General features: G+C 62.1%; 20 protein-coding genes. 6 read left to right on the top strand and 14 right to left on the bottom strand.

Going from position 1 to position 26569, the window contains the following annotated elements; all coding sequences use genetic code 11:
- Positions 1–102: 102 nt before the first annotated feature.
- The 6 genes from ACHMXB_RS17740 to ACHMXB_RS17765 form a co-directional block, all read right to left on the bottom strand.
- Positions 103–492, bottom strand: coding sequence for a hypothetical protein (locus ACHMXB_RS17740; RefSeq protein ID WP_395400497.1), 390 nt, complete (start codon positions 490–492; stop codon positions 103–105).
- A gap of 450 nt (positions 493–942) precedes the next feature.
- The gene (locus tag ACHMXB_RS17745; protein ID WP_395400499.1) at positions 943–3243 is read right to left on the bottom strand and encodes a glycoside hydrolase family 3 N-terminal domain-containing protein; all 2301 of its coding nucleotides are present in this window, start codon (positions 3241–3243) and stop codon (positions 943–945) included.
- Between the two features lie 38 nt (positions 3244–3281).
- Entirely contained in the window at positions 3282–5654 is a 2373-nt protein-coding gene (locus tag ACHMXB_RS17750; protein WP_395400501.1) for an alpha-L-rhamnosidase C-terminal domain-containing protein, read from the bottom strand.
- Between the two features lie 114 nt (positions 5655–5768).
- Positions 5769–7034, bottom strand: a complete 1266-nt coding sequence (locus ACHMXB_RS17755) for an ABC transporter substrate-binding protein (RefSeq protein WP_395400503.1) — start codon at positions 7032–7034, stop codon at positions 5769–5771.
- A gap of 83 nt (positions 7035–7117) precedes the next feature.
- Complete coding sequence (locus tag ACHMXB_RS17760) at positions 7118–7936, bottom strand: carbohydrate ABC transporter permease (RefSeq protein WP_395400505.1); 819 nt, start codon at positions 7934–7936, stop codon at positions 7118–7120.
- Complete coding sequence (locus tag ACHMXB_RS17765) at positions 7933–8790, bottom strand: carbohydrate ABC transporter permease (RefSeq protein ID WP_395400507.1); 858 nt, start codon at positions 8788–8790, stop codon at positions 7933–7935. The genes ACHMXB_RS17760 and ACHMXB_RS17765 overlap by 4 nt, the downstream gene beginning before the upstream one ends.
- 427 nt (positions 8791–9217) lie before the next feature.
- Between ACHMXB_RS17765 and ACHMXB_RS17770 the strand changes: the two genes are divergently transcribed.
- Positions 9218–10258, top strand: a complete 1041-nt coding sequence (locus ACHMXB_RS17770; protein WP_395400509.1) for a LacI family DNA-binding transcriptional regulator — start codon at positions 9218–9220, stop codon at positions 10256–10258.
- Positions 10259–10864: 606 nt separating this feature from the next.
- Here ACHMXB_RS17770 and ACHMXB_RS17775 read toward each other — a convergent pair.
- A complete protein-coding gene (locus tag ACHMXB_RS17775) occupies positions 10865–11203 on the bottom strand; it encodes an alpha-L-rhamnosidase C-terminal domain-containing protein (protein WP_395400511.1) in 339 nt (112 codons plus the stop codon).
- 196 nt (positions 11204–11399) lie between these two features.
- On the opposite strand from ACHMXB_RS17775, the gene ACHMXB_RS17780 reads away from it, so the two are divergent.
- Positions 11400–12287: a hypothetical protein gene (locus tag ACHMXB_RS17780; protein WP_395400513.1), complete on the top strand. Its 888-nt coding sequence runs from the start codon at positions 11400–11402 to the stop codon at positions 12285–12287.
- 998 nt (positions 12288–13285) lie between these two features.
- Here ACHMXB_RS17780 and ACHMXB_RS17785 read toward each other — a convergent pair.
- Entirely contained in the window at positions 13286–15304 is a 2019-nt protein-coding gene (locus ACHMXB_RS17785; protein ID WP_395400515.1) for a hypothetical protein, read from the bottom strand.
- The gene (locus ACHMXB_RS17790) at positions 15301–15702 is read right to left on the bottom strand and encodes a hypothetical protein (protein WP_395400517.1); all 402 of its coding nucleotides are present in this window, start codon (positions 15700–15702) and stop codon (positions 15301–15303) included. The genes ACHMXB_RS17785 and ACHMXB_RS17790 overlap by 4 nt, the downstream gene beginning before the upstream one ends.
- 888 nt (positions 15703–16590) lie before the next feature.
- On the opposite strand from ACHMXB_RS17790, the gene ACHMXB_RS17795 reads away from it, so the two are divergent.
- The 4 genes from ACHMXB_RS17795 to ACHMXB_RS17810 all read left to right on the top strand — a co-directional run bounded on the left by ACHMXB_RS17795 (position 16591) and on the right by ACHMXB_RS17810 (position 20433).
- Positions 16591–17856, top strand: a complete 1266-nt coding sequence (locus ACHMXB_RS17795) for a hypothetical protein (protein WP_395400519.1) — start codon at positions 16591–16593, stop codon at positions 17854–17856.
- 1006 nt (positions 17857–18862) lie between these two features.
- Positions 18863–19189 (top strand): hypothetical protein, encoded by a 327-nt coding sequence (locus ACHMXB_RS17800; protein ID WP_395400521.1) that lies wholly within the window; start codon positions 18863–18865, stop codon positions 19187–19189.
- Between the two features lie 167 nt (positions 19190–19356).
- Complete coding sequence (locus tag ACHMXB_RS17805; RefSeq protein ID WP_395400523.1) at positions 19357–19659, top strand: DUF4193 domain-containing protein; 303 nt, start codon at positions 19357–19359, stop codon at positions 19657–19659.
- A 438-nt stretch (positions 19660–20097) separates the two neighbouring features.
- A complete protein-coding gene (locus ACHMXB_RS17810; RefSeq protein ID WP_395400525.1) occupies positions 20098–20433 on the top strand; it encodes a Rieske (2Fe-2S) protein in 336 nt (111 codons plus the stop codon).
- 52 nt (positions 20434–20485) lie between these two features.
- Here the strand turns inward: ACHMXB_RS17810 and ACHMXB_RS17815 are convergent, their stop codons facing one another.
- From ACHMXB_RS17815 to ACHMXB_RS17835, 5 genes are all read right to left on the bottom strand, one after another.
- Complete coding sequence (locus ACHMXB_RS17815) at positions 20486–21406, bottom strand: AEC family transporter (protein ID WP_395400527.1); 921 nt, start codon at positions 21404–21406, stop codon at positions 20486–20488.
- Between the two features lie 90 nt (positions 21407–21496).
- On the bottom strand, positions 21497–22825 hold the full coding sequence (locus ACHMXB_RS17820; RefSeq protein ID WP_395400529.1) for an enolase C-terminal domain-like protein: 1329 nt from the start codon (positions 22823–22825) through the stop codon (positions 21497–21499).
- Positions 22822–24447: an aldehyde dehydrogenase (NADP(+)) gene (locus ACHMXB_RS17825; protein WP_395400531.1), complete on the bottom strand. Its 1626-nt coding sequence runs from the start codon at positions 24445–24447 to the stop codon at positions 22822–22824. Before ACHMXB_RS17825 ends, ACHMXB_RS17820 begins: the two co-directional genes overlap by 4 nt.
- A gap of 62 nt (positions 24448–24509) precedes the next feature.
- Positions 24510–25424 carry a 5-dehydro-4-deoxyglucarate dehydratase gene (gene kdgD, locus ACHMXB_RS17830; protein WP_395400533.1) on the bottom strand — a complete coding sequence of 305 codons (915 nt, stop codon included), beginning with the start codon at positions 25422–25424 and terminating at the stop codon, positions 24510–24512.
- A 144-nt stretch (positions 25425–25568) separates the two neighbouring features.
- Positions 25569–26456: a LysR family transcriptional regulator gene (locus tag ACHMXB_RS17835; RefSeq protein WP_395405324.1), complete on the bottom strand. Its 888-nt coding sequence runs from the start codon at positions 26454–26456 to the stop codon at positions 25569–25571.
- Positions 26457–26569: the final 113 nt, after the last annotated feature.

Consider the following 26569-nt stretch of genomic DNA (forward strand, 5'->3'; position numbering starts at 1 on the left):
GACGATGCTGGAACAACCATGGGCCCCTGCTCGGCACAATGCAGCATGTCCGGGGCCACGACTTTGCGATGGGCCCGTGTGACGGCCGGAACAACCAGGCAATTAGCCCCTCCGGCCAAGGCCCAGACGCCGGGCTAACTGGAACACCCCGCCCAGGGCTGCGGCGACCAGGACCGCAAGAATCACTCCCAGGGCCGGCTGCCCGGCAGCGGTTCCGCCAACGAAGCCGATCGCGGTGTAGATCGCAGCCCATAGCGCGCACGCGGCTGCGCCGAACAGGATGAAGTAGTGCATCGGATAGCCCGCCAGTCCGAGGGCGATAATGACAGGCGCCCGTCCACCGGGCACCAGGCCTCCCGTGACAACAGCACTAAAGGCGTTCCGGGCAACCATGTCCCGGGCCTTGCCGACGCGGTTGGCTTCGTGCCGGTCCAAAGCCCTGACAAGAATGGGTGCGCGACTCTCTCGATTGTGGCGGGTGAAATTGGACACGGATAACCGTCCTTTCCTGGGTTCAAAGTGTTCCCGGTTACCCCGCTTTGGATGAAGCCCGCTGGAGGTCGGCCAAGAGCGACACTGCCTCGCATGCCCGGGCTGCCCCAGCTACGGGGTGTCGGGTAGAAAATGCAGTCTTTCGAGGCGAGGGAACGCGCATTCATAGCCTCCGTGGTTTTCAGGGGACGGTGCAGGTTCGAAAAATCGTGCCACATTTCGGACTCGACGACCCACCGAGAGATAGCTGACAAGCCGGATCTTCTATTCGCACCCGCAATTTAGCTAGATGACAGCGGCGTGGATGTGCCCGCCCCGATGGTGATGTCCTCCATATCGGCCCGCGCGACGGCGCCGTAAAAGATACCGTGGAGACAAGGCACAACGGGCATTCGGTCCAGGGAGGTCGACGGGAGCATTCCCGTGGTCCCTCTGTAATGGGTTCGGCGGCTAGGTGGTGATCCGGAACCGGGCCGAAAGCATCCGCGGGTCACGGCAGTGCCGACCCACTAGTAGCTCGAAGCTTCCCGGCTCAACAATCCGTTGACCGTTCTGGTCCACGATGGAGCAGGAGCGGGCGGCTACAGACAGATCCACTTCCACCGATTCTCCGGGCATTACCTGAACCTGGGTGAAGGTTTTCAGTTCGCGTTCGGCCCAGGTGACGCTGGTGACGAGGTCGGCAATATAGACCTGCACGGTATCGAGGGCCGGCCGGGTTCCGGTGTTGGTAAGGGTCACCGAGGCCTCAATCTGGCCGTCAGGGTTTAGCGTCTCGGATTGAAGCCGGAGGTTGCTGTACTCGACGGAGGTGTAGCTGAGCCCGTGGCCGAAGGGGAACAGGGGTTCCTGCGAGAGGTCGGCGTAGCGTTCGCCGTGCTGGCCCCGGACCTGGTTGTAGTAGATCGGCAGCTGGCCAGCATGGCTTGCAAACGAGATCGGCAGGCGTCCTGCCGGTTCGATCAGGCCCAGAACCAGCTCGGCTATGGCGCGGCCGCCTTGCATGCCTGGGTTGAAAGCCTCGATGATGGCAGCGGATTCCAGGACAGCCTTGGGCAGGACGGAGGGTTTGGATTGGATGAGGACGACGATGACGGGCACGCCGGTTTCGACGAGTCGTTCGACGAGCTCGATCTGGCCACCTTGCAGTTCGAGGGTTGCCGTTGATTTGTTTTCCCCTGCCAAGGCGACGGTGTCGCCGATGACAGCGACGACGTAGTCGGCGTCCTTGGCGGTGTTGACTGCCTCCTCGAGCATGGCTTCGTCACTGCTGGCAGGAATGAACAGCTTCGGGCGGGGTTGGCCGTCGATGAGGGTAGGACCGGCAGGGTCCGGGATTTCGTGCCCGATGTCGGCGCCTCTGGCGTGCGTGATCGTCCAGTCTTCGGGGGCGATGGCGCGGAAGCCGTCGAGCACGGTGCTGGTCAGGTGCCGGGGGTGCCCGTTGGGAAGCCATGGGATCTGACCTGAAGCGCCGGCCCAGTCTCCGAGCTGTGCGTGCTGGTCGTCGGCGTTCGGTCCAATCACGGCAATGGTCCGGGCCTGACCGGTCCCGTTTGCCCGTCCGCTGTCCGTCGCTGTCAAGCCGCCGGCCAGCGGCAGTGTGCCATCGTTGGTGAGGAGTACCAGCGCCTTGCGGGCCAGCTCCAGGTTGACCTGCGCGTGAGCGGCCGAGCCGATGACTTCTGCCTGCTGCTTGTCGTCCGGGATCCGGGGGTCTTCGAACAGGCCAAGCTCGAACTTGAGGGTGAGGAGGCGGCGGACTGCGTCATCGATCAGGCTTTCATCGAGGTCACCGCGGGCGACGGCTTCCTGGGCGCCTTCAAAGAATTGCGGTGTGGTCATGACAAGGTCATTGCCGGCTTCGACGGCGACCTTAGCGGCCTGGTTGTTGTCCTCACAGACTTTCTGTTCCCACACCATGCGCCCAACATTGTCCCAGTCGGTGACCAAAGTGCCCGTGAATCCCCACTCGCCCTTCAGGACTTCGTTCAACAGCCATTTGTTGGCGGTGACCGGGACACCGTCGATGGCTTGGTAGCCGAGCATGAAGGTGCGGCAGCCGGCGTCCACGGCGTCCTTGAACGGCGGAAGGAACCATGAGCGGAGCTTGCGGCGGCTGAGATCAGCTTCGCTGGCGTCGCGGCCACCTTGGGTTTCGGAGTACCCGGCAAAGTGCTTCGCCGTGGCGAGGATAGCGGTCCGGTCCGTGAGCCCGTCCCCCTGGTACCCGCGGATCATGGCTTGTCCGAGGGCGCCGATAAGGTGCGGGTCCTCGCCGAATGTCTCGTTCACGCGGCCCCAGCGCAGGTCACGGCTGATGCACAGGACCGGGGAGAAGGTCCAGTGAAGACCGGTTGAGGCGACCTCTACGGCCGTGGATCGGGCCCCGCGTTCGACAAGGGCAGGGTCCCAGGTGCAGGCCATGGACAGCTGGGTGGGGAAGATCGTCGCCCCGGGCCAGAAGGAGTGGCCGTGGATGCAGTCATCGGCCATCAGCAGAGGGATTTGCAGGCGGGTGGTCAGAACGAGTTCCCGGGCCTCGACGATGCGCTCGGGGGATGCATGGAGCAATGAGCCGACGAGCTTGCCCGTGACCAGTTCGGCCAGGTCACCGCGGGCGTCCAGCTGGAGCATTTGGCCGACCTTCTCTTCGAGTGTCATCCGTTGGAGAAGATCTTCCACCCGTTCCGGGATGGACAGGCCGGGGTTGGCGTAGGGGGCTGTTCGAAGGTCGCTGTGAGTGGTCATGGGAGTCTCGTTTCCTTGCCGGTGTGGTGAGGGGCGGGTCAGGGGAGCGTGAAGGTCAGGGTTCGCTGATGGTTCTCAAGCATTTCGGTGACGTCCGTGGCAGCATCGGAGGGCTTCAGCCCTAACGCGGGCGGGGCACAGACGGTGACTGTCCGTTGTCCTGGTCCGGTGCGTTGCCAACTGACGCTGACAGGGCCGTGGGGAGTAGGTACCGTGCCTTTGGCCCAGTCGAGGTCGCTGGGTGCTGGGTCGACGAGCGCGGTCGCGAAGCCTGCCGCTGCGGGCCGGAGGCCGAGGATGTAGCGCGGGAAGTGCTGCAACGGCACGCTTCCCCAGGCATGGCAATCGCTGCGCTGGCTCACGGTGTCTTCTTCCCAGGTGGTGAGGTTCATGGCAAGCATGTCTTCCCAGGGTTTCCAGTCGATGCGGTCATGAACCTGGGCGGTGCGCAGCGCGTCGAACAAGTCGAGCGTCGCGGCGTAGGAGCAGGGCGCGAGGGTGTCATCGGAGGTTGCCCGGCGCAGAAGGTCGGCGGCCTCCTCGCCGCTCACCGCTCCGGCTAGGACCGCCCACACCTGGGCGTGGACGCTTTCGGGGCGTCCGGTGTCGGTGTCCCGGTAGTATCCGGTGTTTTCGTCCCTGGCCGGCCCTGCGGCGATTGTCCGGGTGAGGGCGTTGGCGCGGGCAGTGTATTCAAGTCCGAGACCAGTGCGGTCGCAGAACTGGGCGATGGACGCGGCTGCCCGCAGCGCGGCGATGTACATGAACGTGGCGATCGTGTTCGCGTTGCGGGTGCCCAGGTCAGGAACACCGCGTCGGAAGCGCCATCGGTCGGTCCAGTCCACGAAGTTCCACACGGTGCCGTTGTCCTCGGGGGAGATGACGAAGCCGTCCTCGGAGACCCGGTCACCGTACCAGCCAAGTACGGCGTCGATTCTGCCGATGAAACGCTCGGTGAATGAGCGGTCCCCGATGTGGTCGACGTGGTCGGCGACCATCCTGATCCAGTACAGCGAGAACCCGGGAATGAATTGCGGTTCCACGCTCGGTGAGCGGCTTTCGGTCAGCCCCGTCGGATCACCTGAAGCGGCGAAATCCTCGATGGCACGCTTGATCAGCCGGTCATCGGAGGACAGGTGGAGGGAGAACAACGCTTCGGCCCGAGTGTCCATGGCATACTGCAGCTGCTCATAGAAGGGGCAGTCCTCGAACGTTTCATGCATGCAGTTCAACAGGGTGCGGACGCTGACCTCCCACAAGGCCCGGTCACGGGCCGAGGATGAGGCGAAGGTGCCGCTAATGTCCAGGGGGTAGTGGGTCCGGGTGAGGGACAAGGACTGGATCCGGACCGGTGCCTGTGCGGTTGTGATGCGCAGGCGCAGGTACCGGAACGTCCTGAACCAGTACGGAGAGTACGTTTCGGGCTGTTCCGGGGTGCCGGTACCGGCGATGCCGTAACGGTCCGGGTCGCCGTGGAGATCCCCGTTGACGTAGTCGGTGCGGTCACCTTTGCGGCGCAGCCACGGCACGGCGGTTGGTTCCTGCTCGTAGCACTCGGCAGCCGTGAGCTCCAGTGTCGCGCCGTGCCCGCCGTCGATGCCGATGGCCAGGAACGCGGTCATCAGGACGCCGGCGTCAAGATCGACGCGGACGTCCGTGTCTGCGGGCACTTCCAGTGGCTTGCCGCTCAGCAGCGCATACCAGTCCAGGGCTTCTCCAGTTGCGGTGACGATCTCCTGCACCGGTACCGGGTCAAGTGTCAGGTGGGGAATCGGGCGAGGGGACAGTGGCGGACGGGCGACGGTACTGAACGGTTCCTGGCTTTCCACGGCCGGCGCGGACCAGTCCGAGTCGTCGAAACCGTGGCGCTGCCAGCCGGTCTCCGACGTGCCACCGTCCACGGTTTCCTGGTTGCCGAGAAAGAGGGTGTTGCGGCCTTGATGGAAGCGGCGGCCCCGGACGGGCGCGCATTTCCATGCAGCTGATCTGGAAAGGTCCGCGCAACCAATCATTCCGCGGACGAACAGGCCGGGCCTGCCGGTCCGCGGAACCGAGGCGTTACCAAGTGTGGCCACGGAGTATGAGAGCACCTCGATGCCGATGATGTTCTCGCCCAGCACCAGGGCGGGCCCGAGATCTACCAGGTCCGCGTACCAGGTTCCCCCGGACGGTTTCGCTGGCCCGGCCGCCAGCAGCTCGCCGTTGACCGTCAGCCGGTACCGTGAGTCGGCGGCGACGTAGAGGTGTGTTCCGCCGTCAAGAAGCGGTTCGAAGTGGACCTTGGCGCGAAAGAGGGTTGTGGTGGCCACGCTGTCAGGATGACCGAGGGGTTTTCCGGGCAGCCCGAACCAGGGTCCGGTCAGGTCCTCGCCGGTGAGGTTCTGCTCGTCTTGCACCAATTCGTTCGTCATTTCTTCTCGGCCCGTCACGGTGGGTTGTGTATATGGAGGTGGGACACGCTCAGGTGCCAAGGCGGAGGCGGCGCCCATCGACGATGAACGCCGCCTCTGCGGGTGTGTTGCTGGCTACTTCAATGCGGCGGTGAAGGCTTCCTGCATAGAGGTCAGGACGTCCTTCGGGGTCTTGCTGCCACCGAGCATTTCCTGGACGCCCGTAAGGTGCAGCGACTGGACCTGCGGTGAGGGCCAGTCGACGTCCGGGAAGGAAGCGGTCTTGCCGTCTTTCACGAAGGGCACTTCGAGCTTGTTGATGTCGTTGGCTTCGATCTGGCCCGTGGGGGCGACGCCGAACTTGTCGGCCGTGAGGGCGCTGGCGTCCTTGCTGGCAAGGAATTCAACGAACTTCTTTGCCCCGTCGCTGTTCTTGGCCTTGGCGTTCACGCCCCAGCCCACGGCCAGGCCAAAGGCCAGACGGGTGTCGGAAGCGTTGCTGGTCGCCGGAATCGGTGCAAGCTGGACCTTCAGTTCCGGGTTGGCCTTGACCATGGAGTTTGCCATGGTGGACAGCTGGATGGCACCGAGGGCGCGACCGTCGGCGACCATCGCGGTCTGGTTATCCACCGAGGTTCCGAGGGCGTCCTTGTTGAAGCAGCCCTTGTCGAACATTTCCTTGTACTTGCTCATGGAATCGGCCCAGCCGCTGTCCTGGAAGGTGACTTCTTTGTTCAGCTGCTTCTGGTTGAAGTCCGGGTCCTTGCCGTAGACCTCCGTCGGGACCAGGGCGTAGGTGACCAGCTGGGTGACCCATTGCGTCTGGGCGCCCAGGGCGTAGGCGACCTTGCCGGCTTTCTGCGCGTCGGCGCAGAACGTCAGGAGCTCGGGGTAGGTCGTGGGGGCCTTCAGGCCGGCGTCGGCCAGGGCCTTGCTGTTGTACACGCCGCCGAGGGTGTTGGCGGTGGCCACGTCGGTGAACATGTACCGTTTGCCGTCATAGCTGGTCGGTCCTGTGGTGGCCTCCGGCTGGGAGGACGCCCAGCTCTCACTGGAGAGGTCCGCGAGGTAGCCGTTCTTGGCCAGGGTCCGGACGGCAGTGGCGTTGCCGCTTCCGGGGAAGACGTTCAGGACGTCCGGCGCGGTTCCTGCCGAGAGGCGGGTGCCCATCTGCTGGTTGTAGGCGTCGGTGGGGATGACGGTGTATTCGACGGTCAGGTCGGGGTTCAGCTCGTGGAACTTGTCCGCGATGGCCTTCCACTTGTCATCGGAACCGGAGAGACGGGCTACGGTGACCGTGCCGGAGCTGGTGGCAGCCGGTGCGTTCGTTGAACAGCCGGTGAGTGCGATGCCGGCCGCGGCGATCGCCCCGATGGCGGTGAGGACTTTCTGGTGACGCATGGTTCTCCCTTGAAGTGCGTGGAGTGGGGTGGTTGGGGGATGGGTGGTACCGGTTGGGCGTGGACGTTGCGTACGTCGCTCGCTCAACCCTTCAAACCTCCGGCGAAGCCCTTGATGATGCTCTTTTGCAAGAGGAAGTAGAAGATCAGGAGTGGAACCACGCCGATGATGAGGGCGGCGAAGATGGTTCCCCATTGGTTCACGTACTGTCCCGTGAACGAGTAGATGGCAATCGGGATGGTGTTGGTGCCGCTGCCCGAGAGGTACAGCAGCGGTGTGAAGAAGTCGTTCCAGACGTGGATCGTGTTCAGGATGACCACCGTGCCGGTGATGGGGCGCATCAGCGGGAAAACGACCTGCCAGAACACCCGGAACGGGCTGCCGCCGTCGAGGGTCGCTGCTTCCTCGAAGTCCAGCGGCAGGGACCGCAGGAACTGCACGTAAAGGAAGATCGAGAACGGCATCTGGGCGCCAACGTAAATCAGAATCAGGCCCCAGATGGAACCGATCAGATTCAAGTCCCGGAACGTGGTGTAAAGAGGGATTAGTGCCAGAAGTCCGGGGATCAGCAGGCCGCCAAGGAAGGACCCGAACGTCAGTTTGGACCAGGTCCGCGTGATGCGGGCCAGAGGGTACGCAGCTGACGCGCTGACCACCACGATCAGGAACACCGAGACGACGGTGACGATGATGTTGTTGATCATCGCCGGCCCGAGGCCCCCGCTGACCCACGCGGTGACGAAGTTGTCGAACGAAGGATCTGTGGTCGGAGCCAGGGAAGTGGTGACGCCGCCGGATTTGACCGCTGTGTTGAGCAGGACGTAGACGGGGGCCGCGAACAACAGAGCGACCAGGACCATGACGACCTCAAGGACGCCCGTCTTGAGGGTGTAGCGCTTCATTTGGCTTCTCCTCGGCGGAGCAGGGTGAACTGGATGAGGGAGGCGACCGCGACGAAGACGGTCAAAACGAGGGTCAGAGCGATGCTGTACCCGAACTGCTGGAACTGGAATGCGTCCTTGTAGGCGATCGTGCTCAGGGACTCGGTCGCGCTGCCCGGACCGCCCTGGGTCATGATCAGTACCTGGTCGAAGAGCTTCAGGCCACCGATCAGCGAGAGCATCAGGTTGATCGTCATCGAGGGGGCGAGCAGGGGCCTGGTGATGTTCCAGAAGGTCTTGAAGGACCCCGCACCATCCAGACTGGCTGCTTCATAGACGTCCTCCGGGATGCTTTGCAGCCCGGCCAGGAAGATCACCATCGAATAACCGGCGAACTGCCACACCACCACAGAGATAATGGCCGGAAGAGCGAGCTGGGCGTTGCCCAGCCAGTCCTGCGCCAGGAAGTCCAGGCCGACGGCCCGCAGCGCCGTGTTCAATGCACCCTGCGGCGCCAGAATGTACTGCCAAAGATTAGCCACCACCAGCGGAGTGACCACAGCGGGTGCAAAGAACAGCACACGCAACCAGTTGCGGGACCGGATCGCGGAGTTCACTCCGAGCGCCAGGAGCAGGCCGATGAAGTTCTGCACGACCATGATGCCGATTGCGTACAGTGCCGTGTTCATGATCGAGGCGCCGGCGGCGGAGTCCTTGAAAACCTTAAAGAAATTATCGAACCCGATGAACTTCACGTTCTGCGACAGTCCGTCCCAGTCAGTCAGGGCGTAGAAAGCACCCCGCCAGCTCGGGAGCACGACGATCAGCGTGAAGGCGAGCACCGCAGGAAGGAGGAACCACCATGGTGCCTTCACTCTGGCACCCCCGGATGACCCGAGCCGTCGCCGGCGGGCTTCGGCAGGCTTGGGCCGTGCAGGCGCTGAACGCCCAGACGCCACCGCCCGGTGCTCCGCTAGTTCACGTTGCGTCATTGCATTGTCCATTCTTTTCTCGAGGACGGGCCCGCTGCTGCGGAAGTGGAACCTTTGAGCGTGAATCGTTTCAGCCTGCGTCACGGAGATTCCGCGGGCATTTCGCCCTTTAGGAAACGCTGTCGTCCGATGCCTTATCTCTTGGTAGTACGTTCTACGAACGATATACTTATTTTACAACTTCTAGCGTGTAGTACGTACTACACTTTCTATAGCGTAGATCACAACGGGGCGATCTGCCAAGAGGCCAGCCCTCAGATGCGGTAAGAAGGGTTGTCTGGCATGTTCGAGCCAACGAAAGGGCGCAGCGATGGGCGAAGAAACAGCGAGTAAGCGGCCGACAATCGTCGACGTCGCCCGCCATGCCGGAGTCTCACCAGCTGCGGCGTCAAAAGTGCTCCGCAACGCCTATGGGGTTAGCGCTGAGATGAAGACCAAGGTCCAGGCGTCCATGAATGCTCTTGGATACCGACCTCTGGCCTCTGCCCGGGGGATGCGTGGCCGCACCCAGGCCATCGCGGTCGTCGTGGCCGACCTGCACAATGAATTCTCTTCGCTGCTCGTCGAAGGCGTGCGTCAGGAGTCAGTACGGCAAAAGTACCGTCTCTTGGTGGCCCCGTCAGGGTCAGGCAAGGATGCCCAGGACCGCATGGTAGATGACCTTATTGACAGGGGTATGGATGGCATTGTGCTGATTTCCCCCTTGGGAACTGATGCGGAGCTGGAAGCGCAGGCCAAGAGCATCCCGATGGTCGTGCTGGGCCGGCACGGCGGCAGCCAAGAGTTCGACTCCGTGGCAGCGGACGATTTTGCTGGTGCGGGGCTCGTCGTAGACCACCTTGTCGCACATGGACACAAGCGAATCGCTTATATCAACCACACCACGGACGGGAGAAATGATGCCCGCCTTCCAGAAGAGGTGCGTGTGAGAGGGTACGTCGATGCCATGATCCGACATGGCCTCGGGGACAGTATCGACATTGTCCAGACCCAATGGAGCCAGGAAGGCGGAGAGGAAGCAGGCCGAGTACTTCTGGCCCGCAAGAAACCGCCCACCGCCATTTTCGCCGGAGCCGATGTGGCTGCTATAGGCATCCTTACCTCACTCTGGGCGGCAGGTGTCAGCGTGCCGGGTGAGATGTCGGTCGCAGGTTTTGACAACATCTTTACGACATCTCTGGCGCCCATCTCAATGACAACCGTGGACCAGTCCGGCCTCGACATGGGTTCCAAGGCCGGCAGGCTGCTTTTGGAGCGGATCGCGGACCGGAAGGATGCCGTGAATTCCTTGATCCAGCCGAGCCTGATAGTACGAACCACCACCTCAGCACCCATGGTCCGGACCCTGTAATCATCGAATAGCTCCTCCTTAGCATGCACGCTCCCTCACGGCAGCGGCACGGATGCGCCAGTTCAACCTTGTCCCAGACCTGCCGGCCCCGTAGCCACTGCACCTGCGCTCTGCTACTGCGTCTAAGCTCTCTGACTGCACATCGCCGGCAGGGCAGCGCCTGAGATCACGGACCGTTGAGATCACCACGGGTGCGACATCAACAAGCAGAGAATGGAGCGAGATGAACTCCGGACCAGTTTTGGGGGAGAATGTCCCCGCGTCGCGCGCGTCCTGGCAAGGAGAGGACGACTGAACACAGCTTTCGGGGCGCTTCATTAAAATCCGGCCCGGTACACTCTTCTTGACCGGGGAACGTCGACATGGTGACCCAGAACGGTTCCATCCTGCGGGTGGCACAGGAAGAGGCAGTACTCCGCCGGATAATCGAAAAGACTCCGGGGGTCCGTGCGCGGGTGCGGGTCATACCTTGGCCGCTGACCCGCTCTTGAATCGATAGAGGCTGTGGACGGGGCGGGGTCAACGAGACCGGTGGGGTTTACTGGGCTGGGGGCCGGGGCGGAGGAATGATCCTCTGACCAGAGACCCCCGGCAGGGCACGTCACGTCATGGCTGCATCTTCTGGGCCGACGAGGGAAGTCCGCCAACAAAACGGTGTACCCCGGGGCCAACCGTCGTTTCAGTACATTCGGGGATGCGGACGACCGCTGAGGTTCCTTCCGGAACTTCAACGATGACCGTCAACACATCGCAGTCAAGGTCCCAGCGAACGGCCGCCCGGCCGTACGGAGTTTCCAGGCTGGTGGCTGCCCACGTAAGTTGACCTCCAGGCCGGGGTGTGACAAGGAACTTGCCATATCCGGGTTCGAGCGGCTCCAACCCGCCGATTACCCGGTGCATCCAGTCCCCCACGGAGCCAAAGGCGTAATGGTTGAAGCTGGTCATATCGCCGATGCCTCCGCCTGGGGGCGGGGGTGCGGAACAGGGCGGCGAAAGGCGCTCTGAATTCGAAGCAACAGCCACGCTTTGAATTGACTGGGGCGCGTCTAGAGGGGCGTCTACCTCTGGAGGGTGCGAAGATTCGGAGGTGTGTCGAGTTCACACTTGGCATGGCAGCCCCAATCTGCGCGGACAGGGAGACATGGAAAGGCTAGAGGCGAAGTGGACGGTCGGGAAACTCAAGCGACTTGGAAACGCGTTGCGGGACGGTGCGGAGCCGTCGTCCGGACTGCCTGACTATGACGAAGTCATGCTCTTCTACAATGAGGTGGCCGTGCAGGTGGAAGAAGAAATTGACCGACAGGACTGGGGCCCGGTCCTCGGTGAGTTGAGGCCCCGCGTTACTTCACGAGCGAAGTCGATCGACACTCTCCGCGAAAAGCTCCAGCGGATTAAGACGTATCAGCTGCCGAACATTCAGGACATCGCAGGAGTGCGGTTTGAGGCGGATATGTCCCTCGATCAGCAAAACCGGGTCGCCAAGCAGATAGCGGCCCTCCTCAACCCGGCCGGGGAAATAGACGACATCCGGATGGCTCCGCACAGTGGCTATAGGGCAATTCATGTACTGCTGCGGTTGCCCACATGGGACGGCGACCTCAAAGCTAGCCTGCAGGTGCGAGTGGAAGTGCAGATTCGGACACAGCTTCAGAGCGCATGGGCGAATATGTACGAGGCTGTCGCGGACGTATTGGGCCGCGGAATTCGTTACGACAAATACCCTGCCGAGTCGGAAGAGGCGAAGCTTGTAGCAGAACTGCAGCACTTGGCACTCGACCGCATCACCAAACTCGAACATCGGCGCAACGAGGCCGAGCGAGTTAACGGGTTGCACAGAGATTCACAACGGTATCTCCAGACCCTAATGCCAGGCCCGAAAGGGGAGAGAGCGGCGGAGGACGTACGTGCTTGGGGGGAGCGTCTCGAGTCCGTCATGGCATCCGTCCAAGTCCTGCAGCAGTCCTACTTAGAGGAGATGCAGTCAATAGAGAGTCGTTTTGCTACTATGCGAGAAGAGAGGAAGAGGTGACGATGCCTGGTTTCGTTATTGAGTACAACCGCCGTACCGGAGACCGGCTAGTGACCGAATTCCGCGGTAGGGACGGACACCGTAGGGCGTTGATACGCCGACTTGAGTTGGAGAAGCAACGACCTTCTACCGAGTGGGAAATTGTCTCGCTGAACAGCGACTCCATTGAGACCGTAATGAAGACTCACTCGCGATACTTCAAAGGTGCAGCGGTTAACCGAATGAGCGCCTGAGTAGCCTGTAGAACAATCGGACCGGTGATCTGCCCATCCAGCTCCATGAAGGCCGCTCCGGAACCAAGCTAGCGAAGAATGCTCGGGTCGGCCGAGTTCCGGCATGCATTCGGGGCACTCCGAGGACACACTTCCGAGGCCATTTTAGAACGCCGATAATCGGCGTTATGTAAAGTAAATTACTTGAAAAATTCAACTAGCTCCCCTCTCAAGCACACTGCATCGACACTACGCGAGCACAGTGGCCGCGCGTCATCGACTGAGCAAGGAGCAGGTGCGCAACCTGACGACCGATTCACGGCCGCCGCGCCGGGTCTGGGACCAATACGAGCGGGCCGAGAAAGAGCTCTTCGCCCGTCTGGAAGGGTTCGGCCGGGAAATCGAGAACCGCGTCACCGGCAACGACAGCAGCCGGCTCAAGGACCAAGGGCTGAAGGCTGAATGCACCTCGGCCGCCGACTATGCATCATCGGAGCGCCAGGAAGCTTTTGCCGCTTCCCTAGCCACGACTGGCGCCAATGAGAACCAAGTTCGTGGGCGGCTAGCTGCGGAACGCAGCGAGGCCACACACCCCAGCGGAGCCGTCACCATGGGCAAGGGGGCAGCCAAGGCAAAGAAGACCCGGACAGGGGCAGCCCTGGGCGCGGAGCGGACCAAGGGGGGCCCGCCCGGTAGTGCATCAACCGGCCGTCACACCAACGCGAAGAAGGGGAGACCGCCTATGGCTATCTCCCCTTCCCGTGTTCTGAATACCAGTTGCGCCTGCTACTTGCGCTTCTTCTTCCCTCGACTGCCCCGCAACCTGACTGTGCTGCGGCGAGCACTGGGAGGAAGTTTAGAGAACGTCATTTTGAGACTTCGCAGCGGGGCGATGTCTACGGCGTAGTCTCGGTCGATGGTTCGTTCCTGAGGCCGGCCGCGGTACCGTGTTCCGATTAGTGACCCATTAGGCTGACATAGAAGCAACATCGATCTGTCAGAGCGCGTCTGGTACTGCTTGGCATCCATATATTCGGCAAGGTGGTCCGTGCTCGCATCTTTTGGTGCGACCGATATGGTGAGTAACCAGGAGCCGTAGGAACCTGCACCGTGCGTTGTCAGGCTACGCTCAATGCCGCCACCCTGGGCTGTACGCCTCAGCTCCCTTAACTTCTTCCCGATATTTCGTTGGGCGCTTTCGCTCAGCCCTACCAGATCGGCGCCGAACATTAGCCATCCAGGAGTCTGGGCCGCTTCACTAGAGGATAGGTACTGCTCAACCCACGCCTGCTCGCGCCTTACGGGCTTTGCCGCCTGAGTCCGTGAAAGGCCTTCTTGCCAATAGAACCATGCATCTAGTGGATCAGTGAGCGTACCTAGCCGAACACGGGGCTGCTCTTCATAGCGGCGCGCGTCGGAAGCTTTGATGGGCGGTTCCAGTGGGAGTTGTTTTGCGATCTCCTGCGGGTCTGGGTCGAAGTACATGCCGCCGTTAAGGAACCACATGAACATGTCCAGCTCGTCGACGCCATTGACCATTGTTGCGAGCCTGCGGCCCCGGCGACGCCGCAGGTACTCGAGGAATTGGGCAGGGTGATCCATGGTTCGGCTTAGCACCATCAAGTCGTGCATGCTGACGATCCATGGGACTTCGGCGGACTCGATGATGCCTTTGTCCGCTAGCACATTCATCGACAATGACAGCGGCCCCATGTCATCAAGCATTACGACGATTGAATGGACCTCAGAAGCTGAAGACAGGTCAATCCATTCGCCTTCGACGGCCCAGACGCCTCCGTTAGTTGTTATGAGACGGGTCAGCCGGTCGGCCTGAGCGCTGCCCTCTTTAAGAGTTTTTTCCAGATCCTTGGCTAGCCGCTGCGCGTTGCCACTCCGGGATTTTTCGGTAATAGAGGCGGCTTTCACCTCAACACAGAGGGCGACCCCGTCGACCAGGAACAATATGTCGGACTCGAACTTGTCGGTATCTACAGCAGTACGGTCGGCTTCCTTCCCCAGATTGGGGGTGTCCGCGGCATCAATCGGGCCAATGTATTTCTGACCCTCCCAGTGCGGTTTAGCTCCATGTAGCAACTTGCCAAGAAGGTCAGCGGCTTTGGACTCGGAGTAAACCGCACGGCGCTTGTCATACTTTGGCCACATCTTGGCAGCGCTGTTCTTCTTCTCGGCAGCGGCTGCAATCAGCCCGCGTTCAAGGTTGCGGCGTAACTCGTCTTCGCTCAAGAAGCCGTTGAGGATGAGGTATTCGTCCTCGTCGGCGATGCACCCCCATGGGGCGGGAAGTTCACCCTCAACAAACCGTAGGACCGGGTTGACGTCGTTTTCCGCCGGCCGGGAGGTGCTGAAGAAGTCTAAGACTGCCCGCGCAGTCGTTTCTGCGATTCCGGAACGGGTGGCGACATCAGCCGGCGCAACGGCACCAAACAATCTGCACTCATTCATCATGAGATTGATGTCCCGTAGGAAAGCCTCGGGGTCGGCCGGTGCGCCGCCTTTGCTGGCTTCCCCAACCCGGTCTCGAGCGCCAAATAACCGCTCATTCATTAGTCCCGTTGATGCCTCGCGGACGGTGCGGATGTCGTCGAGGGTGAATCCGAACACACCCTTCATGACAGACCCAACGGACGGGTGGCCCAGGAGCTCGCTATTTACTTCCCTGGCAATCGATTCATACTGACGTCCGCGGACAGACAGTTCGTACCCCACGAACTCACCAGCGAGAGCGCCGAGCGGCTGGTTGGCTTGCTGGCCCTGAAAGAGGGCGAGCGTACGCGCCGCCGTCACGATCTCGGCTGCCAGGCCAAGTGCTTCTGCGGGGTTGGGTTGGCCGGAGTTGCCCCCGTTAAGGGCTGCCGCGGCAGCCCCATGCCCATCAGCGTCAGTGCCACCACATCCTGGGCAGCTTGGGAGCTCTCTACCTGACTATCGCTCTCACGGATGTCTGTGAAATCCCACGGCCCGGCGGCGAGGCGGATGAAGGCAAGCGCGTCGAATGAGTCAAAGCCCCGCAAGCACCTATCTAGAGAGGTGCGGGCAGATGCTATCGCGTTTCGCAGATATGCCTGAGGGTCCTCATCGGCGGCGATATTTTCTGCCATCTGCTGGTAATAGGCAACCGCTTTGTTGAGGTTGCTTGTCACGTTGCTGCCCACAAAGTTCAGGTGTCCGGGTGCGGAGGTCATGGCGCAAGTATTGCAGTGGCCTCGGACAAATTGAGCTGCGATTACTGCATGCCATTGGCCCTTCGCCTGCACCGGGCGCGAAGGACCATGATTTTTCTGAAGCTCCGGGCTCAAGTGCGGTCGGACCGGATCAGCTCACGAAGGCCGGAACGCGTGGTTGGTTGAACGGACTCCATTGCCCAACCACGGCGGGTTCCTGCACGGCGCGTGGACTTCTGGCTAATGAGGTGCCAGAAGATCAGGGTGGGGGACATCCTCGATAAATCCGTACCGGCGATCTAGCAGCCGCTGCTGCTGATTCGCCGCTGGGAATACGAAAGCAATTGTTCTCGAACTCGTGGTGTCGGTTTTCCGCGGCGAGCTGATCCAACTGGAAAAGAATGAACGTCTCAGTTTCGAGACAGGTGAGTGACCATTCGTCCGTACTGCCCTACGAACCAGCTGGACCGGAGCTCACCCCCATTCCACGCCCGAGACCCCTCCTCGATTAAACCGACCAGGCACCAAAGCCGATATGCCAATGCCATTGATCCAGGAACAGCGGTTGCAGGTCTTCTCGGCCGCTGCCGTAGGCGGGATTGTCACTGGAAGGATTCCCGGCCTAGCTGCGCCGGCGGCCAGGGTCTTCTTCGACCGGGTCTCAGACCAGGATCCACAAAGGGTCGACGTGTTTCCCGGCGCTCACACAACTGCAGGCGACGCGCCAGCCGACCAGCTGAGAGGCATGTGACGCAAAGGTGGCGCCGCAGGAACTGGACTAAACCCAATTCTGGCTCCACTCAGGTAATGAGTTTTACGGTCCAGGGTTCCTAATAGTAAAGGACGATCATTTATCGCCATATTTCCAAGAAAGTTGCAAACAATAATAGATTTAGCGAAACTAGACGCATGGGAAATCAACTCAAGAAATCGATGAACAGGTTCTACCACGAAACAAAGACGCCGAGAGGCAACTTTTGGGAGAAGTCTGCCGGCTCGATAGCTAGCCTTCTAGCGGTATTAAATGACGGCGCATCTGAAGCAAAAAACTTTGCGGCGACGCCGATCACCGCCGGCGTTGATGGCTCCAATTGTCCGCTTTTGGCCGCAGAACGCAAGGATGTAAGTGCCTACATGAAGCAGTTTCTCAGTACGGCTGAGGAAGTGTTTGTTGGACGATCCAGTGATTTCTCAACTATCGCATATTGTGACCTAACGCATAATTACATCTCCTTATCGGCCAAACATTTGAACCTGCTGGCGGTATATGCGGCATCCATCATGCAATTCCAAAGACTGGCTGAGGCTTCTCAATCAGAAACGTCACCCGACTCTACTCTACTCACTGCGCGCTCAGAGTTTGATGCAGTTCTTGCTGACTATGTCGAGGGAAACCTTGATCAAAGTCGTGGATCAGCCTTCGTGAAGGAAACGTATGGTGAGTACTCTATGAGTCATCTGAGACTAACTTCTAAAGCTGAATCATGGATGATAGCGCACGAATACGGTCATTTAATTGCTCGCAAGGATAAAAAGCGCTTGTTGGAGGCAAGCGATCCTTTCATGGCTTCGTTATTCGAGGTGCCACTTCTGCAACAAGAGTACTTAAGTTGGGGTGAAGAATGGCGGGAGGAGTTTAGATGCGATGCATTGGCCTGCCTGTACCTTTTGCGCGAAGCTGATCCGTCCACACTGAGAGAAGATACATTATTCCATCTGATGTCTGCACTTCAGGCGCCAATAGTCGCACTTTCCTGTGCTGAAACGCTAATAAGGCAGCCCGGCCTCGAAGAGGAGGACGACACACACCCAAGTTCCATTTCAAGGATCGTTCTTCTTGTCTTTTCCATCGTTCGCAGATGCGGCACTCTATATGCACGGCGGTCACTCGACACTGTTGGCGGTAGACTGCTTATGCCAACCCTATTCTTCTTCAGTGCGAGTTTGTTGGAGTATGTCTTGTGGATGCTGGGAGAGAAGGCCGCCACTGGCATGCATTTCCCGGGGGTGCAAGGCATGAGCGTAGGGGAAACAACGGAGTTCCGTTATAAGCACACGTATGAATTTCTAGTTGAGCTGAGTCTCGGGGATATCGCAGAAGACGCCATGGAGTATGGCATGTACTGGCTGTCTCTAGGTAAGGCAACCGCAAGCACCCCTTCAGGGAGTTCTTGATGACCAACGAATCTTATATCCCCGGCCGGGCTCAAAAGCCTCTGGAATAGTTTGTGGATGTTTCACTCAATCATGTTGGGTACTTCGTTTGTCCAAATCAGTCCAGGCATATGCTCCTTTCGGTGCCGCGACACACCACAGAGGTTCCGTCAGAAGAATTTTGCGGCGCAGGGTTGATAGCTGAGGAGACCAGGGCAGGCCCATAGGCGCACGACAGCGGCGCCTTGGTGTGCCTATTTCGACCGCTGCGCCCGCCGCCGATTGCAGGCATCCAGAAATCCCGGGTCTGACGTTGGGTTGCCGTGGTTGACCGGCGGGTAGCCAAGACCTGAGGAAAGGGCTAGACGGGAGTTGTAGTGGATTATGTCCTGTTATATGGACAACCCGACATAATCTTCATTATCGGCGTACGAAGTGGTTGGGGACCTGGAAGTCCTCATTTGTTGGCCTATCCTCAATGGAAACCGCCTGTTCCGAGGTGGAGGACTGATGTCGAGATGCCCCAAATTGCCATTTGCTTGAGGCGGCAGCAGCGGGTTCATCTAACTCGACTTGGAAAAAACCCACGACAGCGTAGCGGCCTACATTGGACGGTACATTCCTTTACTTGCCGATGAGCGATCTGTCAGCCGGCGGGGGACTGCCTGTGGGTCTTGGCCTGGTGATGTCCTCGATCGTGATGTTGATGAACGCTGACCGTTTCTTCAGGTGCTGTACAAGCTCAGTATGTGGCCACATCAGCTGGTCAAAGTACCTCCTGAACGACAGTCCGCTTGCCCCGGTGCGGTGTAGTTCCCGGGCACCTTTTGGTCTGTGATCCTTCTGCCGTAGGCGCGGCCTGGTCCGTATGGCGGCAGGGAGACCACCGGCCCATATGCGGACGACACGTCACACGGCGTACCGGTAGCCCAGAAAGGGTTAGGCAATCGTGACCCTCGGGGAGTCCCTCGGTGAAGCAGCACCCATTACTGTCAATGTCACCATCGGGAACGACGTAAGAGGCACCATGATCATCGACATCGGGCGCATCCTCAGTCATGAGGACGAAACGCACTTTGAAGCCCAGACTGAAGCTGTCACCGCAGCAATGCAACAGGTACGGAAACTGCACCCGGCATACAGCTGGGTGGGCACCGATGAGATTCGCTGCAGAGGATGCAATGCCGGCCTCGACATACCATCCCTCGCCAGCACGAACGCCAACGCCGAGAAGGCTTTTCGGGCGCACCAGACGGCCCAAGTCGACGCCCTGCCGGCCGCTGACACTCACTATTCGATTCGAAACTATTCGGCGAGTCATGATCCGCTGCGGGGCTTGAACCTGGCCGGGTGACCTATGGGCACCGGCACGGTGTCCTGCTTCCGATCGGATTCAGAGGTTCCACCGGCGCTGCCCGTGTCCTGGGCGGCACTGCCTGACGCGGCTACGGGAACAAAGACGCATCGGTAGGCGTTGCAGTCTCGTCAAAGAAGAACACCAAAGAAATGAGAATCACCTAAGTGGCAACCGATTACGACGAAGTCCGTTCCGACGTCAAAGAATCCCAGGACCGTTCGCTGGAGGCCTTGCAGTCAGCCAACGCTCCGGATGCCCGCAGCGTCGTCACGGAACTGGACGAAGCCGATGCCCTCGATGAAGGACTGACCCCCGGCGGAGAGATCGTCTCCGAGGAGCTCATCGTCCAGGTCATCCCCGAGGCCGCGGATGAATTCACCTGCTATTCCTGCTTCCTGGTCCGGCACCGGTCCCAACTCGCGCGCGAGAGCAACGGCTACTCATACTGCATCGAGTGCGAAGGCTAAGGCCGCTGCCGACGGAGTGCGGTGAAACCAATGGAGCGGCGAATCCCACGCCGGCCGCGCATCTTGCCTGCGTTTTCTCAGAGACCTTCAAGGTTCGGATGGGCATAATGCAACTGGAGCTCCGGTCAACCGCTATTTGACCGGAGCTTCGCCAAATTAAGGGCTGGCCGGTAACGCCGTCGACCGCCCCGGCCGCACGGGAACAACCAAACGCACCGAGTCATGGGTCTAGGATGCCAGACTGCCAAGTAGGCCCAATCCTGCATTTGACGGAATTTGAGCCCATCTACCTAAGACCATTTGTCGGCGTTCACAAATGGCCCAAGGGAGTGGCCTGAGAGGGTCCCAACGATCCCAACAGCGCCGCACCTCGGTGTGGGTGGTGGGTGTTTTCAGGGGGCGCAGCACATTGTCAGGCGCAGCTGGCACGATAGCTCCATGAATTCCGAAGCCCCGCTGTCCAGACGCTCTCTGCTGGCTGGTACGGCCGCCACAGCAGGCGGCGCGCTCGTCCTGTCCGCCTGCTCCGTCGCACCCTCGGGCAGCGCCACCGTCCCGGCGACTCCAGCGCCATCCGGCCGGCCCGTCCGCTATGACGCAACATGCACGCACGCCGGGTGCCCGGTGGCGCCGGCCGGTACGACCTTCGAATGCCCTTGTCACGGCTCCACGTTCAACGGATCGGACGGCAGCGTCATCAGCGGGCCGGCGCGCCGTCCGCTCACACCTCTGACCACCGCGATCGACGGAGACTGGATCACGGTCATCGCCTGACACCGAATCGAGGGCAGGCGCCCAAGAACCGGCCAAGACTGATGCAGAACACCTACCCCGCAGCCCAAGCAACCACAACCAGCGCCCCCACGCACAGGATGGTGGTGCAGAGGATAACGTCGCGGGCCACCGTCATGCCCCGGCCGTAGGGGGAGGCGAAGAGGAACACGTTCTGCGCCGTGGGCAGCGTCCCCATGATCACGCTCGCCAGCAGATGCTGCCCCTCCAGGCCAAAGACAAGACGCCCCAGCAGCCACACAATCAAAGGCATGCCGGCGATTTTCAGGAAGGTCGCCACAAGCGTTTCAACACGGCCGTCGTCCTTCTGCAGCGGCGCCCTCCCGGCCAGCGACAGGCCGAAGGCCAGAAGCACCATGGGAACAGCCCCGCCCGCCAGCATGTCGATGGGCTTCTGCAGCAGGTCCGGTTCCTGCCAGCCCGTCAGGGCAACCACCACTCCGAGTGCCGAGGCGATGATCATCGGGTTGGACAGCGGCTGGAGCAGCACCTTCTTCCACGAGATCCGGGCGCCGCCAAAGATTCCCAGAAGCGTGAGGTAGAAGGGGGCCAAAACCAGGAGCTGCACCAGCAGCACCGGCGCCACGTGCTGGGCGGTGCCAACAGCGTACAGCGAGACCGGAATGCCGATGTTGTTGGCGTTCGCGTAGCTGCTGGCCATCGCGCCGACGGCGGTCTCCGCAGCCGGGCGCCGGAAGAACACGAAGCTCAGCAGCCAGTAAAGAAGCCCCACCGCCGCTGCCGAAAGCAGCGCCAGCGGGGCGTCCGTTCCGAGGGCGGCCCGGATATCGGAGCCGGCCACCACGGTGTAAAGCAGGGCGGGGTTGGTGATGTAGAAGGCAGTGCGGGTCAGCGCACCCTGGACCTCGGTACCCAGAATGCGGAACCTTGCGGCGAGGTAACCGACGGCGATGACTGCCGAAACGATGAGTATTCCGGAGACAACGCCGCCCACTCTTGACCCTTCTATTTATCTGTAAGTTGGGTTTCCGCACGGCCGTCTCCCCGTTGCGGAGGGAGGGCGGCCGTGCGGAAGGTTAGAAAGCTAACGGACCAGGCAGGGCCGCTTCGGGTCGAAGGACCAGCCGTCGATGTAGTACTGCATGCCGATGCTGTCGTCGCGGGCATCCAGGCCGTGCTGGAGGTACAGCTGGTGCGCCTTGTCGAGGGCCTCGCGGTCCAGTTCGATGCCGAGCCCGGGCGCGGCCGGAACCTCGATGGCGCCGCCCTTGATCTGCAGCGGGTTCTTGGTCAGGCCCTGCCCGTCCTGCCAGATCCAGTGCGTGTCCAGCGCGGTGATCTCGCCGGGGGCTGCCGCGCCGGTATGCGTGAACATGGCCAGCGAGATGTCGAAGTGGTTGTTCGAATGCGAGCCCCAGGTCAGCCCGAACTCGTTGCACAGCTGCGCCACACGGACAGAACCGTGCATAGTCCAGAAGTGCGGGTCCGCAAGCGGGATGTCCACGGCGTTGCTGCGGATGGCGTGCGCCATTTCGCGCCAGTCCGTGGCGATCATGTTGGTGGCGGTCTTCAGCCCGGTGGCCCGGCGGAACTCCGCCATGACCTCGCGGCCGGAGAAGCGGCCTTCAGCGCCACAGGGGTCCTCGGCGTAGGCCACGACGCCCTGCATCCGCTTGCCCAGCCGGATGGCCTCCTCGAGCAGCCAGCCGCCGTTCGGGTCCAGCGTGACACGGGCATCGGGGAAGCGCTTCGCCAGTGCCGTGACCACGTCCACTTCGTCGTCGCCGGACAGCACGCCGCCCTTGAGCTTGAAGTCGCTGAAGCCATAGCGCTCCTGCGCCGCTTCGGCCAGCGCGACGACGGCTTCCGGAGTCATTGCCTCCTGTCGGCGCAGTTCCTCCCAGCGGTCCGACGGCGCGTCCTCCACGAGGTACGGCAGGTCCGTCCGCTTGTGGTCACCAATGAAGAACAGGTAGCCCAGCATCGGCACGGAGGTGCGCTGCTGGCCATCGCCCAGTAGTTCGGCCACCGGGACGCCAAGGAACTGGCCGTGCAGGTCCAGCAGCGCGGACTCGACGGCGGTGACGGCGTGGACGGTGGTGCGCAGGTCGAAGGTCTGCAGGCCACGGCCGCCGGCGTCGCGGTCCGCGAACTCCGCTGCGATCTCGCGCAGCAGCGAACGGTAGCGGGCCACCGGCCTGCCGGCGATCAGCGCGCCGGCTTCCTCGATGGTGGTGCGGATCTTCTCGCCGCCCGGGACCTCGCCGAGGCCAGTCCGGCCGTCGGAGTCGGTCACGATGACCACGTTCCGGGTGAAGAACGGCCCGTGGGCGCCGCTGAGGTTCATCAGCATGCTGTCGTAGCCCGCAACCGGGACTACCTCCACGCCGGCGATTGTCGGCTGGGCGGTCATGCGTTGACCTCCTCTTTCTCTGCCTGAGCGGCGTCGGCAGCGATAACCGTGCCGTCGATCCGGCGGTTCAGCTGCCACGGGTTGTCATCCTGCAGCGGTGCGGGCAGCAGTTCCTGGGGCAGGTTCTGGTAGGCGACCGGCCGGAGGAACCGGTTAATGGCCAGCGTACCCACGGAGGTGGTGCGCGTGTCAGAGGTGGCGGGGAAGGGTCCGCCGTGGACCATGGCGTGCCCAACTTCGACGCCGGTGGGCCAGCCGTTCACGATGATGCGTCCCACCTTCTGTTCCAGTGCCGGAATCAGCTGTGCCGCCGTCGGGTAGTCCTCTTCGGTGAGCTGCAGGGAAGCGGTGAGCTGCCCCTCGATCCGGTTGGTGGCCTCCACCAGTTCCTCGGCGGAGGAGTAGCGGATCACCAGGGACGCTGCGCCAAAGATTTCCGCGTGCAGCACCTCGTTGCTGATGAAGTCGCGGATTTCCGTGCCGTAGATAGCCGGTGCCGGGGCGTTCTCCGTGGGGCCGGGGGTTCCGGTGCCGACGACGGTCACGTTCTCGGCGGCGCCGAGCGCTTCGGTGCCGGAGTTCCAGGATCCGGCGATGCCGGCGGTCAGCATGGTCTGTCCGGCACAGGCGGAAACAGCGCGGCCGACGGCGGCAGCCAGTTGGTCGCCCGCCTCACCGGCCGGGGCGAACAGCAGGCCGGGGGAGGTGCAGAGCTGGCCGGAGCTGCCGGTGACGGCGGTGACGTACTGCTGTGCCAGCGCATCAATTTGTTCGGCGTCGCCGTTCAGGGCGCCCGGGAACACGAACACCGGGTTGAGGGAGGACATCTCCGCGTACACCGGGATGGGCTCCGGGCGGGCGGCGGCGGTGCGCATCAGGGCGATGCCGGCGCTCTGGGAACCCGTGAAGCCCACGGCCTTGATGGCCGGGTCCGCCACAAGGGCCTGGCCGATGCTGCTGCCCGGGCCGTAGATCAGGGAGAAAACGCCCGGGTGCAGGCCGAGGTCGGCAACCGCCTTGGCGATGGCCTGGCCCACGAGTTCGCTGGTGCCGGGGTGGGCGTTGTGCGCCTTGAAGACCACGGGGCAGCCGGCGGCGAGGGCAGAGGCGGTGTCCCCGCCCGCCGTCGAGAAGGCCAGCGGGAAGTTGCTCGCGCCGAAGACGGCAACAGGACCGAGCGGGATCTGGCGCTGGCGGATGTCGGCGCGCGGCAGGGGAGCCCGGTCCGGCAGCGCCGGATCGATGCGGACGCCGCGGAAGTCGCCCTGGCGGACCACGTTGGCGAAGAGCCGCAGCTGGCCGGTGGTGCGGGCGCCTTCGCCCTGCAGCCGGGCTGCGGGCAGACCCGTCTCCTGGCCGGCGCGGAGGGTCAGTTCGTCGCCGATGGCTTCGATGTTGTCCGCAATGGCGTCCAGGAACGCGGCGTGGGTTTCGGGGTCAAGCGTGCTGAACGAATCGAAGGCCTCGGCGGCCGCGGTGGTGGCGGCCTTGAGCTGCTCCTCGGTGAGCAGGGTGTAGGCCGGCTCGAGTTGTTCATTGGTGGCCGGGTTGAAGGCGAAGGTGGTCTTGCCTTCGCCGGCAACGGTCTGTCCGGCGATCAGGGAGTGTCCGGTGAGGGTCACGTTTGTTCCTCCTGGGTAATGGTGGGAGCCGGCGGATGGGCCGGCAGTGAGGAGAGAATCGGCTAGGAGACCTTGGCGATGAGTGCCTTGAGGTCGGCAAGGTCCTGCGGCGCGAGGTTCTGCAGCGGGGGACGGACGCCGCCGGCGGAACGGCCGATGGCGTCAAGGCCGCCCTTGACGATGGACACGGAGTAGCCCTTCACGCGGTCGCGGATGTCCAGGTACGGGATGACGAAGTCGTTGAGCTTCTGGTTCACGGCCACGCGGTCGTTGTTGCGGACGTCCTGGTAGAAGTCGAGCGCGAACTGCGGAACGAAGTTGTACATGGCGCTGGAGTAGGTGCTCATGCCCAGCTGCAGGAGCGGCAATGCGAAGGTCTCCGCGGTGGGGAGGCCGCCCAGGTAGAACAGGCGGTCGCCGAGCTTGGCGTAGACGCGGGCATCGTGCTCAAGGTCGCCCACGCCGTCCTTGAACCCGATGAGGTTTTCGTGGCGGTCAGCCAGAGCGGCAACCGTGGTGTCCTTGTAGATGGCGTTGGCGCGGTTGTAGATGATGACGCCCAGCGAGGTGGCGCTGCAGACGGCGCTGACGTGGTCGATCAGGCCGCCCTGGTCGGATTCGGTCAGGTACGGCGGCAGGAGCAGGATGCCCTCGGCACCGGCGGCCTCGGCGGCCTTGGCGTTTTCAATGGCCTGGGCGGTGGAACCGCCGGCGGAGGCCAGGACGGGGACGGTGCTGCCGACTTCCTCGACGGCGGCACGGACCACGCGGGCCGACTCGGCCGGAGTGAGGGAGAAGCCTTCACCCGTGCCGCCGGCGGCGAAGAGACCGGCAACGGGGTAGCTTGCCTGCCACGCCAGGTGCTTGCGGTAGTTTTCCTCGTCGAACTGCAGCGCTGCATCGAAGGAGGTCACGGGGAAGGACAGCAGCCCGTCCTTGAGGGTGTTGGCGAGTTCCTGGGGTGAAAATTTAGCCACGGGATTGTCCTTGGAGTCGGTGCCGGAGAGGCGGGAGTGTTGGTGGTTCCCTTTCAGCCTAGGGACACCGTCTATGCCTGTCTAAGTGCATTTTTGTATCCATTGATACCCTCGGCGCATTGAGCCTGCCCCCGCAGGAAGAGATTAGCCGGCTGCAAACTCAAGGTCGCGCAGCAGCCGGACCAACGCAGGGTTCTTGGCGTCCCTGTTCCAGATGGCATGGAGTTCCACGGGCTCCGCTTCGCCGCTGGCCAGCCGCAGGAATGACACCCCGCGGATTCCCAGCGCTGTTGCCGAGTGCGGCACGAAGGCCACGCCGCGCTTCGCTGCCACGAGCGAGACCATGGTGAGGATCTGGCTGACCGTGTGCACCACGTTCTCGTGCCGGATATCGTGCAGGCGGACCACGAGGTCATAGAAGTACCTGGCCTGCGTGGGGGAGTGCATGATGAGCGGCTCGTCCTTGAGGTCCTCGCTCTGGATATCCCGCTTGAGGTCCGCGAGCGGGTGTGACGCAGGAACCGCCAGCACCATCGACTCGCGGTATAGCAGGTGGGAGTCGAAAACTTCAGTGTCGAAGGGCGGCCGCGCGAGGCCCATGTCCAGTTCGCCGGTCAGCAGGCCCTGGATCTGCTCGCCCGTGACCAGCTCCTGGAGGTCGATGTCCACATCGGGCACGATGGCGCCGATCTCCTCAAGCAGGGGGCCCAGGATGCTGAACCCGCTGGCGGCTGTGAAGCCGATGCGGAGATGGCCCTGCCGGCCGGAGGCAATACGCCGTGCCGTCACAGGTGCCCGGCTGGCCAGGGCCATGAGCCTGCGGGCCTCGTCAAGGAAGGCCCGTCCGGCGGCGGTCAGTTCCACCCGGCGGTTATCCCGCTCGAGGAGTTGGGCCCCCACCGTTTTTTCCAGTTTCTGGATTTGGCGGCTCAGCGGCGGCTGGGTCATGTTGAGGCGCTCGGCGGCCCGGCCGAAGTGCAGTTCCTCGGCGACGGCAATGAACCCCGTCAGCTGGTCGAAGGTAAACGTGATGCCCTCCCGGTATTACTTGATGCATATTTGGGCTTAGACATGCATCATAGCGCCTCCCTACACTCGACCTAGCGAACCGGCAGTGACCCGGTTCACACAGACCTTCGGGCTGA

The sequence above is a fragment of the Arthrobacter sp. UC242_113 genome, from assembly GCF_044054585.1.
In the GTDB taxonomy this organism is placed as follows: domain Bacteria; phylum Actinomycetota; class Actinomycetes; order Actinomycetales; family Micrococcaceae; genus Arthrobacter.